General features: G+C 54.9%; 15 protein-coding genes. 9 read left to right on the forward strand and 6 right to left on the reverse strand.

Annotated features, from left to right (window positions below):
* Positions 1-9: 9 nt before the first annotated feature.
* On the reverse strand, positions 10-1,737 hold the full coding sequence (locus L5470_RS03115) for a succinate dehydrogenase/fumarate reductase flavoprotein subunit (RefSeq protein ID WP_499498093.1): 1,728 nt from the start codon (positions 1,735-1,737) through the stop codon (positions 10-12).
* Between the two features lie 141 nt (positions 1,738-1,878).
* On the opposite strand from L5470_RS03115, the gene L5470_RS03120 reads away from it, so the two are divergent.
* Both L5470_RS03120 and dacB read left to right on the forward strand, forming a co-directional pair.
* Entirely contained in the window at positions 1,879-2,409 is a 531-nt protein-coding gene (locus tag L5470_RS03120; protein ID WP_499498095.1) for a GNAT family N-acetyltransferase, read from the forward strand.
* Positions 2,390-3,781, forward strand: a complete 1,392-nt coding sequence (dacB, locus tag L5470_RS03125; protein WP_499498097.1) for a D-alanyl-D-alanine carboxypeptidase/D-alanyl-D-alanine endopeptidase — start codon at positions 2,390-2,392, stop codon at positions 3,779-3,781. The genes L5470_RS03120 and dacB overlap by 20 nt, the downstream gene beginning before the upstream one ends.
* 11 nt (positions 3,782-3,792) lie before the next feature.
* On the opposite strand, the gene secC is transcribed toward dacB, so the two are convergent.
* From secC to L5470_RS03140, 3 genes are all read right to left on the reverse strand, one after another.
* Complete coding sequence (gene secC, locus L5470_RS03130; RefSeq protein WP_499498099.1) at positions 3,793-7,521, reverse strand: diguanylate cyclase/phosphodiesterase SesC; 3,729 nt, start codon at positions 7,519-7,521, stop codon at positions 3,793-3,795.
* A 43-nt stretch (positions 7,522-7,564) separates the two neighbouring features.
* Complete coding sequence (rpe, locus tag L5470_RS03135; RefSeq protein ID WP_099799524.1) at positions 7,565-8,266, reverse strand: ribulose-phosphate 3-epimerase; 702 nt, start codon at positions 8,264-8,266, stop codon at positions 7,565-7,567.
* A gap of 183 nt (positions 8,267-8,449) precedes the next feature.
* The gene (locus tag L5470_RS03140; protein ID WP_448514441.1) at positions 8,450-8,863 is read right to left on the reverse strand and encodes a pentapeptide repeat-containing protein; all 414 of its coding nucleotides are present in this window, start codon (positions 8,861-8,863) and stop codon (positions 8,450-8,452) included.
* Positions 8,864-8,929: 66 nt separating this feature from the next.
* Here L5470_RS03140 and L5470_RS03145 point away from each other — a divergent pair, with 66 nt between their 5' ends.
* Positions 8,930-9,841, forward strand: coding sequence for an AEC family transporter (locus L5470_RS03145; RefSeq protein ID WP_499498102.1), 912 nt, complete (start codon positions 8,930-8,932; stop codon positions 9,839-9,841).
* Positions 9,842-10,009: 168 nt separating this feature from the next.
* On the opposite strand, the gene L5470_RS03150 is transcribed toward L5470_RS03145, so the two are convergent.
* Positions 10,010-10,330: a helix-turn-helix domain-containing protein gene (locus tag L5470_RS03150; RefSeq protein ID WP_499498330.1), complete on the reverse strand. Its 321-nt coding sequence runs from the start codon at positions 10,328-10,330 to the stop codon at positions 10,010-10,012.
* 128 nt (positions 10,331-10,458) lie between these two features.
* Positions 10,459-10,560, reverse strand: coding sequence for a cytochrome b6-f complex subunit PetM (gene petM, locus L5470_RS03155; protein ID WP_099799527.1), 102 nt, complete (start codon positions 10,558-10,560; stop codon positions 10,459-10,461).
* Between the two features lie 525 nt (positions 10,561-11,085).
* Here petM and L5470_RS03160 point away from each other — a divergent pair.
* From L5470_RS03160 to L5470_RS03185, 6 genes are all read left to right on the forward strand, one after another.
* Positions 11,086-11,856 carry an RNA methyltransferase gene (locus L5470_RS03160; RefSeq protein ID WP_499498104.1) on the forward strand — a complete coding sequence of 257 codons (771 nt, stop codon included), beginning with the start codon at positions 11,086-11,088 and terminating at the stop codon, positions 11,854-11,856.
* 4 nt (positions 11,857-11,860) lie between these two features.
* Entirely contained in the window at positions 11,861-12,913 is a 1,053-nt protein-coding gene (locus tag L5470_RS03165; RefSeq protein WP_499498106.1) for a serine hydrolase, read from the forward strand.
* Positions 12,910-13,683, forward strand: coding sequence for an ABC transporter ATP-binding protein (locus tag L5470_RS03170; protein WP_499498108.1), 774 nt, complete (start codon positions 12,910-12,912; stop codon positions 13,681-13,683). The genes L5470_RS03165 and L5470_RS03170 overlap by 4 nt, the downstream gene beginning before the upstream one ends.
* Positions 13,676-14,536 (forward strand): DUF6671 family protein, encoded by an 861-nt coding sequence (locus tag L5470_RS03175; protein WP_099799529.1) that lies wholly within the window; start codon positions 13,676-13,678, stop codon positions 14,534-14,536. Before L5470_RS03170 ends, L5470_RS03175 begins: the two co-directional genes overlap by 8 nt.
* A 125-nt stretch (positions 14,537-14,661) precedes the next feature.
* On the forward strand, positions 14,662-14,988 hold the full coding sequence (locus tag L5470_RS03180) for a hypothetical protein (protein ID WP_499498110.1): 327 nt from the start codon (positions 14,662-14,664) through the stop codon (positions 14,986-14,988).
* Positions 14,989-15,006: 18 nt separating this feature from the next.
* Positions 15,007-15,936 carry an NAD(P)H-dependent glycerol-3-phosphate dehydrogenase gene (locus L5470_RS03185; protein ID WP_099799531.1) on the forward strand — a complete coding sequence of 310 codons (930 nt, stop codon included), beginning with the start codon at positions 15,007-15,009 and terminating at the stop codon, positions 15,934-15,936.

A 15,936-nucleotide genomic window follows, 5' to 3' on the forward strand; every position in this document is an offset into this window, starting at 1 on the left:
CTAACGTCCTTAGTACGTCCGTTCTTGGGGGGCAAATAGCGTCATCGTAACGGGGAAGTAATCAATGGCAACACCATCCGGGCGATAGAAAGCCAACGTGTGGCGCAAAAAGTTAGTGTCATCTCGCTGGGGATAGTCCTCGCGGAAGTGGGCACCGCGGCTTTCTTGGCGGGCTAAGGCACCCGCTAAAATAATCTCGGCAACCACCAGCAGGTTCGCCAGTTCTAGGGCTTCAAGGAGTTCGGTGTTCCAATACCGGCTGTGATCTCCTAAACGGATCTGCTGATAGCGAGATTTTAATGTCTGTAATTCTTGCAAGCCTTGTTGCATCAATTCTGCTGTTCGGAACACACCGCAATAGTTGGTCATGCAGTCTTGCACCTGCTGCCGGAGGTGGGCAATGCGCAAGTCTCCTTGCTGAGCAAACAGTTGCTCAAGGTGTTGTTCGGCTGCCTGACGATAGGGCTGGGGATTGAGGTCTGGCCAAGCCAGATGGGCTAAATCCGTGGCGATGGCGGCACCGGTACGCCGCCCATAAACCACGCATTCCAGTAAGGAGTTACTGCCCAAGCGGTTAGCACCATGCACCGAGACACAGGCACATTCCCCCGCTGCATAAAATCCGGTGACAGTGGTGGCAGCATTGGCTCGCACTTGCCCCCTGAGGGTAACGGGAATTCCCCCCATGGAATAGTGCACGGTGGGACGCACGGGAATTGGCTCCACCACTGCATCAACCCCTGCTAGGCGGTGGGCTTCCTCCCAGCAGAAGGGAATGCGGCTCATGATCGTGTCTCGTCCCATATGGCGCAGGTCTAGATAGACAAACGGGCCACCTGCAGTGCCATCGGGGTGAATGCCGCGGCCTAGACGGATTTCAGTAGCAATGGCACGGGAGGTAATGTCCCGGGGGGCAAGCTCCATGCGGCTAGGGGCATAATGCGCCATAAAACGCTCTCCCGCCGCATTGATCAGGTAGGCGCCTTCGCCGCGCACAGCTTCGGAAATGAGCACCCCTGCGGGATACAAGCCGGTGGGATGAAACTGCACAAATTCCATATCTTCGAGGGGCAGCCCCGCCCGTGCGGTCATGGCTAGGCCATCCCCCGTTGAGGCAAAGTCATTGGAGGTGGTATTGAAGACTCGCCCATAGCCGCCGGTGGCAAAGAGGATAGCCTTGGCGCGCAGCACCTCAAGCCGACCCGTTTCAATGTGGTAGGCCACCACCCCCTTGGCTTGCTGATCTTCAACAATGAGCTGCAGCACATACCACTCGCTAAAAAAGGTGACGTTATACTTCAGCAGGTTGCAGTACAACTCGTGGAGAATGGCGTGGCCAGTTTTGTCAGCGGCATAGCAGGTGCGTTGATGGCTGTGGCCGCCAAAGGGGCGCTGGGCGATGCGACCATCCGGCAGCCGTGAAAAGAGCACCCCCAAGTGTTCTAGGTCAATCACCACATCGGGGGCATCTTGGGCTAGGATGGCGACAGCATCTTGATCCGCTAAAAAATCGGATCCTTTGACGGTATCAAAGGCATGGCTCTCCCAAGAGTCTTGATGATCGACGTTTTTGAGGGTGGCGGCAATTCCGCCTTGGGCAGCAACGGAGTGGGAGCGGATGGGATGGGTTTTAGCCACAAGGGCAATGGGTGTATGTGGGGCAAGGCGGCAGATTTCCAGTGCAGCTCGACAGCCGGCTAGGCCACCACCGACAATAACTACCGCAAAGTCTTGCATCCCCAGTTCCTTCAAGGCAGCTTATCTCTATCTATACTAGGTTGGTTTTTGGCGGGATGGGGGTAAAACTGTAGCAAAACCAACTTGCGAGCCTTGCGGCGAATCGTTAAACTTTCAACATTGAGCGGGAGGCAGCGTTCCTTGAGTCCGTTTTTTCTCGAGTATGGCAATGGCTGCAGGGTGCGGCACTGGCAGTCGGACGATCGCCCCGCGGTGATTCAATTAATCCAAAGCGTCCTCACAGAATTTGGCCTCACTTGGCAGCCGGAGGGTGCGGACTGTGATGTCATACATGTTGAAGACTACTACCAGCGTCGTGGGGGGCAGTTTTGGGTTGTGGAGCAGGCTCAGGAGATTGTGGGCACCATTGCCTTTTACCCTATTGAGCGCGGGGAGGCGGCGGTGGAAATTCGCAAAATGTATCTCCATCCACGGGTACGGGGTCAGGGGTTAGGCACGTTTTTGCTGCACCATATCGAGCAGGCCATTCTAGGGGCGGGATATCGCACCATTTGGATTGAAACCGCCTCTGTGATGACCACAGCAGTGCACCTTTACGAGAAAGCAGGCTACCAACCCACCAGTGGTGTTGAAACCCAACGCTGCGATCGCGTCTATGTCAAGGATGTGCGCTCCCATACCGTGGTGTCCATTGCACCGGTATCTTGCTAGGGGGCTAATTGCCGCGATCGCCCTGGGGCTAGGGTCTCCCGCTCTGGCGAGGGCGATCTGTCCTGCCGAGTTAGGGACTGCCATTGAGCGCCATCTGCAGCAGCCCCAGTGGCAACCCGGGCAGTGGGGGATTGCGGTGCAAGTGTTGGGGACAGGGGCAGTGCTCTACAGCCACCAAGCGGACAAGCTGTTTTTAGTGGCCTCGAACGTCAAACTGACAACGACTGCGGCGGCTCTTGCCTATTGGGGCGCAAATTATCGCCTAGAAACAGTGATCAGTGCCACGGGGCGATCGCCCCAGCTTGAGCGGTTGCGGGTTCAAGGGGGCTTTGACCCCAGCCTCAGTGACCAAGACCTACAGCAAATTGCCCGTACCTTAGCGCAGCAGGGGGTGCAACGCATTCAAACTCTAGAAATTGCCGGAGCACAGAAGACATGGATTGAGCCAACGTGGGCGCTGGAAGACCTGAAGATGGGCGACGCAGCAGCGGTCACCCGCTTGAGTGTGAATCAAAACGCCCTAGAGGTGGATGCGTTGCCCCAGCAGTTGGGGCAACCCCTGACCTTAGTATGGCGGCAACCTACTGCCGCCCGCTCGTGGCAGCTTGTGAATCAAACCCGCACCGTCGCCACCAGTGAGCCAGAGTTTCTTGAGGCGGAGGTGGGCGATCGCCAGATCACGATTCGCGGTCAACTGCATGTGGGCAGTGCCGCGGGCGATATTCGCGTGCCCCTCCCCCAGCCAGCTCCCTACATCCAAGGGCAAATTGAACAGGCACTTCAGGCGGCGGGCATCACCGTTGAGGGCACCACTCTCATTGAGGCCACGGATCATCTGCCAGAGGTATTGCTGCGCCATGGCTCACCTCCTATCGGCGAACTCATTGTCCCCATCAACCAAGATAGCGATAACTTCTATGCCGAGATGCTTTACGCTGCCCTTGAGCAGGCGCGTTCTGGGTATCGCCAACAGTATCTGGACCAACAGGGGCTTGGCACTGTGGTTTTAGTGGATGGCTCCGGGCTCTCGCGCCAAAACTGGCTGACCCCGCACGCCTTAACGACCCTTTTGCAAGGGGTCTATCGCAGGCCAGATTATCCCCTCTGGCGGCGATCGCTCCCCCTAGCCGCAACGTCAGGCACCCTACGCAATCGCTTTCAGGGTACCGCTGCCCAAGGACGAGTCTGGGCAAAAACCGGCACCCTGCGGGGCGTGGTGGCCTTGGCAGGTTATGCCGACCCTCCCCATCATCCGCCCTTGGCCTTTAGCATTGTTCTCAATCAAGCCGGAACCCCAACCCCTCAGCTGCGCAATGGCCTTGATGCCATTGTGTTGGAACTGATCAAACTGGTTAATTGTGCACCCCAATAGCAAGAGGGGACTCAAACTTGGGGGATGTCACCTAGGGGCATGGGGGGGTAGAAGGCGTAGCCTTGACCACAGCAGCACCCCAGAGCCAGCAGTTGTTCGGCTTGGGCGGGGGTTTCCACCCCTTCGGCAACGACTCTTAGGTTGAGGCTTTTCCCTAGAGCCACGACTGCGCCAATGATGTCGGCAGCGGCGGGGGTCTGTCCAAGACTCACGACAAAGGAGCGGTCAATTTTCAGGGCGTAAATAGGCAACTGGTGCAGCCGACTCAGGGATGAGTAACCGGTGCCAAAGTCATCAATGTTGAGCGCTACCCCTAACTGTTGGAGTTGCTCTGCCACCGCTAGGGTTGCTTCTAAATTGCGAATCATCGTCGTTTCGGTAATTTCTAGGTGCAACTGTTGCGGCGCTAAGTTCGCCTTGCTCAAGGCATGGGTAACATCCTTAACAAAGTCAGGATCAACCAGTTGCTGCGGCGAAAGATTGACCCCTAGGGTGAGTGCATGGCGCCGCGGGTCTGCCTGCTGCCACTGGCTAAATTCACTGATGGCGCGCTCGAGAATCTGACGGCCAAGGCCAACAATTAACCCCGCTTGCTCCGCTAAGGTAATGAACTCTGCCGCTGGAATTTCGCCTTTTTCGGGATCAAACCACCGACTGAGGGCTTCCAGCCCAATAATGTTGCCGGTGTCTAGGTGCACAATGGGCTGGAAATAGACCTGCAGTTCACTGTTGGCGATCGCCTGTTGGAGTTGACTTTCAAGGGTAAAGCAGCTTTGGGCTTGCAGATGCATTTCCGGCGCAAAGACCCGGTATTGACCTAGCCCCTGTTTTTTGGCGTGGTACATAGCGATATCGGCATCCCGCAGCAGCATGGCCGCGGAGGCATCGGCGCGATCGCTAAACGCTACACCAATACTGGCGCTGAGGCTCAGGACATGGCCATCAATCACCAACGGTTCTTGGATCACCCGCTCCAGAGCCAGCACCTGCTCGTTCACTTGGGTGTGCATTTGTTTAGGGTCAAGGTCTTCGCAGAGCACCACAAACTCGTCGCCACTTAGGTGTGCTAGGGTATTCTCTTGCGGCACGACGGCTTGCATGCGCTGGGCAAGGGTGATAAGTACCTGATCACCCGCCGCATGCCCTAGGCTATCGTTCACCCGCTTGAAGCGATCCACGTCGATGAAAATGACTGCAAAGGGGCGATCGCGATGGCGTTGGTACTGGCGACAGCAGTGCAATAGGCGATCGTTGAGTAGGGCGCGGTTCGGGAGTCCCGTAAGGCGATCGTGGAGGGCATCATGAATCAACCGCTCCTCCATTAACTTACGGCGACTAATATCTCGACCCACGCACTGATACTCTAAGCATTGACCATGGCTATCAAAAAACGCCCGAGTTGTCCACTCAAACCATTCCACCCCACCATCCGTGTGGTTGACAGCACACTCAAGGGTACTGATGGGCTGATCGGGCGTGAGTGCCTCAAGGTGGTGTTCAAAGCGCTGCTGAGTCTCTGGAGCAAATGGGTGGCGGAGCACGTCCCCCAAATCACAGCTCAGATCAAATCGAGCCAAGTAGCGGAAAAACGCAGGATTGGCAAAGGTGAGCCGCCCCGCCGGCGTACAGCGGTAGAGGAGTTCGGTTTGTGCCTCGAGCACCCGGCGGTAGCGATCTTTTTCCTGGTGCAGGGCGCTCACCAGTTCAGCACGATGGATCCCCAGCCCCAACTGTTCCCCCAACTGCCGAACCAGTTCTATTTCATCAAGTGCCCAAGGGCGGGTCTCCGAGCAATGGTGGCACAGCAGCAGCCCCCAAAGGGTCTCTTCCTGAATAATGGGCACTACTAAATTGGCCTGTACTGAGAGACTTTTCAGGAATTCATGGTGACAGGGGGTGAGGGTGGCGGTGTCGATGTCGGCGATCGCCAGTACACGTCCCTCTAGATACGCCTGGGCGTGGCTCTTGTGAAAACAGGGATCGTGAAAGGCGCAGTTGTGCAAAGAAAACTCTGGCTTGGCTACCGATTCGGCCACCACGGTGCCACTGCCATCAGCGTGAAACTGAAAGATCAGCGTGCGGTCAATGCGCAGTAATTCGCGGATTTCGGCCAGAGCAGTCGTGAGTACAGTGTCTAAATCAAGGGATTGGCGGATTTTCAGGGTGAGGCGGTGCAATAGCTCGGCTTGGGTTTGTCGCCGTTGTAGCGAGAGGCTGGAGGTCACTTGGGTTGTAATATCTTGAAGAAAGACGGCCAGACCCCGACGGGTAGGAAAGGCGCGCACCATATGCCACTGGTTCAGACTGCTGTAGAAGGCCTCAAACTGCACGGGGGTTTGCTGGCGCACAGCAGTACGATAGTGCTCTTCAACAAGTGTATTCAGGCAATCGGGACACACCTGCCACAGAGACTGCCCCAGAATCTCTGACGCTGACTTGGCCAGCAGACGGCAAAAGCGACCATTGACGTAGATGATGCGGAAGTCGTGATCCACCTCAAAAAAGTAATCCGACATACTTTCGAGAATATCGGTGAGTTGGTTATAGGCCGCTTGCAGGCGATCGTTAAACTGGCGTTCCTCCGTCACATCCCGCGCCGCAGCATAGAGGCGATGTTGCCCCAATACCCCTTCCCATTCATACCAGCGATATTCCCCCTGCTCGGTACGCAGGCGAATAAGATGCTTAGAAACAGACTCTCCCTGCAACAGTTGTGCCACGACAGCACGGTGCCTTGGGCGATCCGCGGGGTGAATAAACTGCTCAAAACTAGCTCCCAGCAGTGTATTCAAGCCATAGCCCAGATGCGTGTACCAGTGGTGATTGACTCGCCGCAATCGTCCCTCGGTATCAGCAATCATAAATAGTTCCAGCGACGAACTAAAGAAGTATTCCAGTTCCGCCGTTTTTTGAGCTAGCTCCGCCTGCATCCGGACGCGATCGCTAATGTCCCGCTGCACCGCAAAATGACCCGTAATTTCCTGCCGTTCGTTGTACAGACAGACATAATTCCCCTCAATCCAAAAGGATGAGCCATCCTGACGAAACAGCTCCAGCTCCGCGTGGAAGTTGCCCAAGTCAAACAAAGCACGCCACAGGCGTTTTCCCAGTTCCAGATCGTGGCCAAAGCAGTCACGGGGGGTCAAGCCAATCAGTTGGTCTTCAGAGCAGCGGTATTGCTGAGCCAGAGCAGCATTCACCTTCGTAATGCGTTGATGGTCAAAGACGTACTCAAGGATGGCCTCTTTGTCCACCGTGTCATCCCAGCGCACGGGCTGATCCAGCATCATAAAAAAGCAGGCTTCGAGGGATTGCTCAAAAAAGGTTTCAAGAAGTTCCTGATTCCTTTGCAGTTGGAGTTCCAGTTGCTTGCGGCGGCTCACATCTCGGGAGGTTGTCACCAAAAATAGGGGTGTTCCCTGTTCATCGCAGATGGGATGAGTCAGGGTTTCAAGCCAGATGTAGGAGCCATTTTTTTTGCGCATCCGGTAGGTCTCAACTAGCTCTGTTGTCCCCTGCAGCGCCAAGGCATGGGCACCACTGCGAATGCGCTCCACGTCATCGGGATGGAAAAACCGGTAAGGACTTTGACCAACGAGTTCATCGGGACGATACCCCAAGAGCCGTTCACTGGAGGGCGTAACGTAGAGATAGCAGCCGTTGGGTTCGTGCAGACAAATCAGATCATCTGTGTAGTTGACCAGTAGCTCTGTAAAATGTTCAAATTCGCCGATGAGCATGGCTTAGAGTCCGCACCGCTGTGCGGTCGGAGTCGGGAGTATGTCACTGCAGTACTGGAATATTTTCAAGGCTAGGACGTTTGCTATTGCGAATGCCGGCGATCGCCGCCGCATAATCTGGAGCATTAAACACGGCTGAACCTGCCACAATGGCATTGGCTCCCGCCTCTAGCACCTGCCATGTATTATCAACCTTCAGACCGCCATCGACCTCAATCCATGGATCTAAGCCCCGGTCTTCACACATTTGCCGCAACCGTTGAATTTTCGGCAGAACCGCTGGAATAAACTTCTGGCCGCCAAACCCTGGGTTCACACTCATAATCAAGATGAGATCGCACACCTCAAGGACATACTCAATGAGGTCTAGCGGGCTAGAGGGATTGAGAACCACCCCAGCTTGCTTACCTAATTCACGAATTTGGCACAGGGTGCGGTGCAAGTGGGGCGAAGCGTTGTGCTCTGCGTGCACAGAGATAATGTCAGCACCGGCCTTGGCAAAGTCAGCCACGTATTTTTCCGGCTCAACAATCATCAAGTGCACATCGAGGGGCTTCTGGGTGAGGGGACGAATTGCTTCGACAATTAACGGCCCAATGGTAATATTCGGAACAAAGCGACCGTCCATCACATCCACATGAATCCAGTCGGCACCCGCGCGATCGACGGCTTCAATTTCTTCGCCCAAACGGCTAAAGTCAGCAGATAGAATTGAGGGCGCAATCACAACGGGCTTAGCACTCATGGTAGGTCGGCGTCCGTAGATTTAAGGTAACAGTTGCTACTAGTTTAGCCCCCGATCGCCCCTAGGGCAACTCCTTTTGCGGCTAGTTCCCTATGACGGGTTTCAGTATATGCTTGATGCGTACCACACACTTCTAGCAAAAAACCTTGCTTAAAGTTGGTTTGTGGAGCCTTGCCTAGAGGCTTACCCTGAGGTGCGACCATTCGGCAGCACAGTACCTCGCAGGGTGGCGGTTAATAGGGAGGTATGGGTTAGGGTTGCCCCTCTGAAACTGGCACGGCTGAGGTTGGCTTGCCGCAATTGGACATTTGTTAGCTCAGCATTAATCAATTTTGCTTCAATGAGTTTTGCATCACTCAGGTCAACATTAGTCAAACTAGCAGTAGATAAATCTGCTCCGCTCAGATCAATCCCTGAAAGGTTGACATCCTCGAGGGTCACCCCCCGTAGATCGTAGCGGCGAAAGTCACGACGACCAGTAGCATACTCCTTGATCAGTTCCGCCGCTTTCTTTTGGTTAATAATTGCGGGGGCATAGCGGTTCAGAAAACCATGGGCATCTAAGGAATTAACAGGCCGCTCGGCAGAACCGGTCATTCTAAATTTGGTATTATAGTTATTCTTTAATTATAGCGCGACCTTTAGGCTATAGTCGATTCAGTCTTGTTACCTACCCTTGCCCAACTCTATGGCTTGATTTTCTTCTGCATGGGGGTGGGCTACATCGGTGTGCGGTTTATGCCTGCCACAACAACAGGTTGGCTGGCTCAAGGGTTGTTTTGGGTGGGTGCTCCCCTCTGTGCCTTAAGTTTCATTCTCACAACCCCATTGACCGGAAGTAGTAGCTTGGCTCCCTTAATGGCATGGGCAGGGATGGGTCTAGGTGTTGGGCTGGCGTGGCTATGGTTACGGTGGCACCCCTGCCACACTCGCCAAGGGTCAGGCAGTTTTCTGTTGGCAACGATGGTCGGTAATACCGGTTTTATTGGTTATCCAATTACATGGCAACTACTGGGGAGCAGTCATTTTAGTTGGGCTTTATTTTACGATCTGATGGGTTCTTTGCTAATTTCTTACAGTGCCGGTATTGGCTTGGCCGCTAGCTTTGGTCAAACGCATGTGTCCGTGCCGAAGCTGCTTTGGCATATTGGCCGCAATCCAACGCTTTGGTGTGTGGGGTTGGGGTTGGCGCTACGGGAGTATCCCTTACTGGCGATCGCCCATCAAGGACTGCTGGCCGTGGCGTGGCTCATGGTTTTGGCGGGACTGGTCTATATGGGAATGTGCCTTGGGGAAACAAACCTACACATGGACTGGCGGCGTATTATTCCCTGTTTAAGTATCAAGATGTTTCTGGTGCCCCTACTGTTAGGGATAGGGCTGACCCTTGTAGGGGTTAATGGTTTACCTCGTTTGGGGATCGTCTTGCAAGCGGGTATGCCCCCTGCCTTTATGACCCTTGTGCTGGCAGATGTCTATCGTTTAGACCGCCCGTTTGCCGCGAGTCTGATCATGGTGAGTCTGCTGGTGTTAGTGCCACTATTACCCCTATGGCTACTGCTATTTGGTTCCTAGGCAACTGACTGTGGCAGGAGACGTCCCTTGGTCGCATGAACTATCACTCGTATGACCCTTGCAAGGAAGTGAACTACCCAACGCTCATCCTTCAGATAGAGCGTGGGCTTCCCTTTTCACAGGCAACCGCCTCTGCCGTAGTGGACGTTCGCCCATACCGCTTTGGTCTTACATTGCCTCCAAGGGCAGCAGCACTGGTTCCCAATGCCAACATCCGCAAGCCTTCATTTTCAGCACCGCGGACTGGAGGCATTGCGAGTAGCATTCCTTGAGCCACGGGTGCTCCAACTTCCAGAGCGGAATCTGCTTTTTCATGTCGTAAGCAGAAAGACCTTTCCCTGTCTCGTTGTAGGTCTGAGAGAGTGTTGCAAGGGACTGATTCCAAACCCATCGCGCGCAACCGAACGCTTGAGCTAGATGCGTCTGCTGTTCAATCGCGGAATAGAGTCTAACCTTGACGCTCTTAACATGAACCTTTATCGCAGTAATACGACCATGATAAGACGGTTAGATGGTTTTGCCATGTCATCAATCAAATTGTTCGCCTACGGCTCACGCGACTCTCATCCCGACGCTGACCCTAGCACGTACAGCGCGGGGCTTCCCGTCTAGAACAGCTAATCGTCGGGGGTTAGGCGCAGTAGCAGGTAGCCCGCCCCTAGGCCGACAAGAACAAGGGTGAAGGAAATGACTGCGGTGTTAAAAATTTCTTCTGCCATAGGATTGCAAGGCTCTAGTGAACAAGAACCCATTGTAGCTAATTTGGGGACATTCTCGGTGTTCTAGTGGAGTGTTGCTGAATGTGGCTCGCAAAAGACTAAGACAGTCGGCCTCGCTGTCCGTGTACCATCAGGATTTTGACATACTCCCCAGCCTAAAGGCTGAGGATTCTTGTTCTTGGTTCCACGAGCGCACTTACTTCATCAGGTTGCCCCTCTAAAGCAGAGGTACATCTCTCCCCAACCGTTCCTCCTTTCGGAGCGGTTCCCTTATGCCCTAAGGTACCGTAGCCCACGTCGTGGGCTTCGTTGCAAACAAACACAAACCTATTGAGGTTGTATTCAGTCGTTTGACTGTTGGGTTTTTAGAGCGGTTGACTACCCTCCCGCTATAATGGCGGTGTACCACGATCTCGCTTTGCGTGCAAGTCTTTCATCAAAGCAAAAGCGCCTTATATCCCCGCCCTAAAGGGCAGGTCTTTACGGCGCTGCTTGGTAAAAATCGATGCCAAGGGAAGCAATATTTTGTTGAACTCTTCTGCTGTCCAGCGGCTTGCTGGGGTGCGCATTGTTCTTGTCGAACCCAACGGTGATATCAATATCGGCAGCGTAGCTCGGGTAATGAAAAATATGGGGTTACAGCAGTTATGGATTGTGAGTCCCCGCTGCTGCCCCCACAGTGAGCTGGCCTATCGCTGGGCAGTGCATGGAAAAGAGGTGCTCACCCAAGCTACGATTACCGATCGCCTAGACACTGCCTTAAAAGGGTGCCAGCGGATTTTTGCTACCGTTGGCCGTGATGTTGCCGATTTAGCCCTTCCCTGCTGGCCACCGCGCGAGGGCGCACCGCAACTGTTAGGTACCGGTACCGCTGCGCTCATCTTTGGTCGCGAGGATCGCGGCTTAACGAATCAGGAACTCGCCTTAGCCCAAGGACTCATTCGCATTCCCACAGCAACCCTCTACCCATCTTTGAATCTGGCCCAGGCTGTGGCCGTATGTTGCTATGAATTGTGGTGCGCTGCCAGCAACCCAGCGGGAACTTCCGATCAGGAGTCTGCCGTCACATTTGAGCGGTTGCAAGGGTTCTACGACCACTTAGAGCAGCTATTGCTCAGGGTTGGTTTTTTGTACCCCCATACGGCAGCCCGTCGCATGGAAAAGGTGCGATCGCTCCTGGGCCGTGCTTACCCAACAGAGGCAGAAGTGGCTCTGCTGCGGGGGATGGTACGGCAATTGGAATGGGCGATTGGTCAGCCTTCCCCCACAAAATCAGACACATTCCCTTTACAGTAGTGGCATGGTTGCACGGTATCGATCGATGGTTCAACAGTCTAACCTTTCCTCACTCCCCCGTTATACTTCTGCACCGTCGTCGCCACCCCATCCTCGCCCTAACCTATTGCTGATCAGCTTTCGCTTTGGGGTGAGCGTCGTTGCCCTTGCGGCTATTGTTGGCACGCTGCTGTCCATCCTGCAACCGCGGGAACTCTCCTTAGACACGGTTGCTGCGCAGGCGATCGCCCCCGATGTGACCAACGCTGATCTACCGCCGGAGCGCCCCTTAGGGAATTTGCAGCAAAAGATTCAGCAGTTAGTGACCCGTCAACCCAAACTCAGTGCTGGGTTGTACTTTTTCAACCTTGACTCCGGTGCAGCACTGAACGTCGGTGGTGACGATGTCTTTCCTGCCGCCTCAACCATTAAGATTCCAATTCTGGTGGCCTTTTTCAAAGCAGTGGATGAGAACCGCATTAGCCTGAGTGAGCGCCTGACCATGCGACCCGATTTAATTGCGCCGGAGGCAGGAACCTTACAGTACCAAAAACCCAACTCCCAGTATCCAGCCCTAGAAGTGGCCGACTTGATGATTACCATCAGTGACAACACCGCCACCAATATGCTGATCGATCGCCTAGGGGGTGCCGCCGTGCTCAACCAACAGTTTCAGGAGTGGGGCTTAAAGAATACAGTGATCAATAATCTGCTGCCGGATATGGAGGGCACCAACACCACCAGCCCTCGGGATTTAGCTACCCTAATGCTGAAGATTGGCCAAGGGGAACTGGTCTCTCCCCGCAGTCGCGATCGCCTCCTCGATATTATGCGCCGCACGGTTACCAACACGCTGCTACCGGCTGGCATTGGCCCAGGTGCCACCATTGCCCATAAAACAGGTGACATTGGCACCGTCGTGGGGGATGCTGGCATGGTGGATATGCCCAACGGTCAACGCTATGTTGCCGCCATGATGGTCAAGCGCCCCTACAATGACCCCCAAGGTAGTGAGCTGATCCGTCAAGTGTCGCGCTTAGCCTACCAAGCCTTTGAAAAAACACCGCCGCAGCCATGAGTGGGGCAGCCGTCCTGACCCTTAGAGAGGTCAGCCGTACCTTTGGTGGCCTGAAGGCCGTGGATCGGGTATCGCTGACGGTTGAAGAGGGGGAAATTTTTGGCATTATTGGCCCCAATGGTGCGGGCAAAACCACCCTCTTTAATCTGCTCACGGGGCTGATTCCCCTCACTAGTGGCGACATCTACTTTCAGCAGCAGCGGTTGACCCATGCGCCCCCCCACCAGATTGCCGCCTTGGGGATTGCCCGTACGTTTCAGAATATTCGCCTGTTTAAGGAGATGACGGTGTGGCAGAATGTGCGGCTGGGGCAGCATCGCCACGGCTCAACGCAGTTTTGGGCCAATCTGCTGAACACTCCTGCGGTGCAACAACAGCAGCGCCGCTTGGCCGATCGCGCCACTGAGCTTTTATACTGGCTGGGTCTCTACGATCGCCGCGATGAATTGGCCGGCAATTTACCCTACGGAGAGCAGCGCCGCCTTGAAATTGCTCGTGCTCTGGCCTTGCAACCGAAGGTACTGTTGCTGGATGAACCAGCGGCGGGGRTGAATCCGGCTGAAAAGCAAGCACTGTGCGAATTGATTGACCGTCTGCACGAGGCATTTCAGTTAACGGTGATCGTAATTGAGCACCATGTTCCCTTAGTGATGAATCTCTGCGATCGCATCGCCGTGCTGGATTTTGGTCAACTGATTGCCCTAGGTGACCCCCTCCGGGTTAAAAATGATCCCAAGGTCATTGAGGCGTACTTGGGTGGTGATGTTTAAGGACACAACCGCTTACTTTCACGGACGAACCGCCATTCTAGCCACAAAGCATGGCAAGGAGCAGGTGATTGCCCCAGCGCTTGCGGCACTGGGAATCCAAGTCGAGGTGGCAGCCGCCATTGATACGGATCAGTTTGGCACCTTTAGCCGCGATCGCCCCCGCTGCGGTACTCAAGAGGAGGCTGCTGAAGCAAAAGCCAACTTGGTGCTATCTGAAACGGGGGCTGATTTGGCGATCGCCAGTGAGGGGAGTTTTGGCCCCCATCCCCAGTGTCCCTTAGTCCCGGGCGATCGCGAGCTGGTGCTGCTTGTGGATCGTCTCCACGATCTAAAGTTGTGGGGGGAGGTCATCTCCCTAGACACTAACTTTAGCCATGCCACCATCCGCAGCCTGTCTGATGCCTTAACCTTTGCCAAAACGGTGGGGTTTCCCAGCCATGGCTTAATTGCCATGGTCAGCTCTGACCCAATACCGAATACGCCGATTTTTAAGGGCATTAAAACTGTGGAGGAACTTGAAGCAGCGATCGCGGCGCTACACCCGCATAGCCCGGATGGCCGCCTCCACCTAGAAACCGATATGCGCGCCCACATGAACCCAACCCGCATGGGCGTGATTGCCAGCGCCACCGCTGAACTGGTCAAGGCCATGCAACAGGGTTGCCCCCAGTGTGGTCTGCCCGGCTTTGTCGCAACAGAAACTATCCCCGGTCGCCCCTGCGCCCTGTGTGGTGCACCAACTAGCCAGACCAAAGCAGTCCGCTACCGCTGCCAACGCTGCGCTCACGTCCTCAGCGTCCCGACTCAAGAACCTCTGGCCGACCCAAGTCAGTGCTACTTTTGTAATCCCTAGGCCAAGAACTTGCTATAATTGCAGCATTTCTTCAGTGCCATCCTCAACAGCCCTTGGATGCGTTCTGGCACCTGAATGCTCTGCCCGTCGTCACCCGCTTACATGGATCGTGAGGAGTACTATACATGAAGCGTCACCTTTTTACCAGTTGCGCCCTTGCGTTGCTCAGCTTGAGTGTGTGTGGTGTTGTTATGGCTCAGATCCGGCCCACCAACAACCCCATGGACGGTTGGCAGCAAAATGACTCGGGGAGTGGAGACCTCAACTCTATCCTCAACCCCAGTCAAAACTCCAATTTTTCGGTGCCGGGCTTAATGAATCGGCTGCGGCTGCTCGATGGCCGCGATCCCAACGAAATTGCTGCAGATCAAATGGAAAATCTTAGCTCTGAAGCCGAAGCGTTTCGGCAGCGGCAGCGGGAGCAATTCCAAAACTCAACGGTGACTCCCTAAGGGACGACAACTGTTTTCATGCACCCCCATTCCTCTGTACTCATTCTTGGTTTAGGTAGTTGGGGACAAACACTCTCCTATCTGTTTAGACAACAGGGATGTGCTGTGCGCTTGTGGGGGCGATCGCAAGGAGCGCTAGGGAAAGACCTCCTAGACAATATAGACCTCCTTGTATCGGCGTTGCCCATCAAGGCAGTGCGCGACGTTGCCCAGCGGGTGGCGGCTCTACAGCCGAGTCCGGATGTTATTCTTGTCAGTGCCACCAAAGGACTGGAGGCAGAAACCGTTTCCACCGCAGCAGACATCTGGCAAACCTACTGCCCCAATCAAGCGCTGGTGGTGCTATCTGGGCCGAACTTAGCGGCAGAAATTCAACAGGGGTTACCGGCAGCAGCGGTGGTTGGCGGTCAAGCCACCGCTACCAAGCAGGTACAGGACTTGCTCGGCAGTGCCACGTTTCGGCTCTACAGCAATGAGGATCGGCGCGGGGTTGAAATGGGTGGCATTTTCAAAAATGTCATCGCGATCGCCTGCGGGGTCAACGATGGCTTAGGCTTAGGGGTTAATGCCCGCTCCGCCCTAATTACCCGTGGCCTAGTGGAAATGGTACGGGTTGGCTGTCACTGGGGAGGGGAAGCGGCAACATTTTATGGCCTATCTGGACTCGGGGATCTCTTGGCCACCTGTACCAGCTCCCTCAGCCGCAATTATCAGGTGGGGTGGCACCTCGGCCAAGGAAAATCCCTGCCCCAAGCCTTAGAGCTAACCCATGGCACCGCAGAAGGGGTCAATACCGCGCTTGTGTTGTATCGGTACGCTCAGCACCACGGCCTAGAGATACCCATTACCGCAATGGTGGCAGCAGTGCTCCAAGAGCAACTCACCCCCCAAGCGGCTCTCACCCATCTCCTAGAGCGACCCTTCAAGCCTGAAACTACCCCCTGCTAG

The organism is Synechococcus sp. PCC 6717 (genome assembly GCF_022698185.1).
GTDB classification, from domain to species: Bacteria; Cyanobacteriota; Cyanobacteriia; order Thermosynechococcales; family Thermosynechococcaceae; genus Thermosynechococcus; species Thermosynechococcus lividus.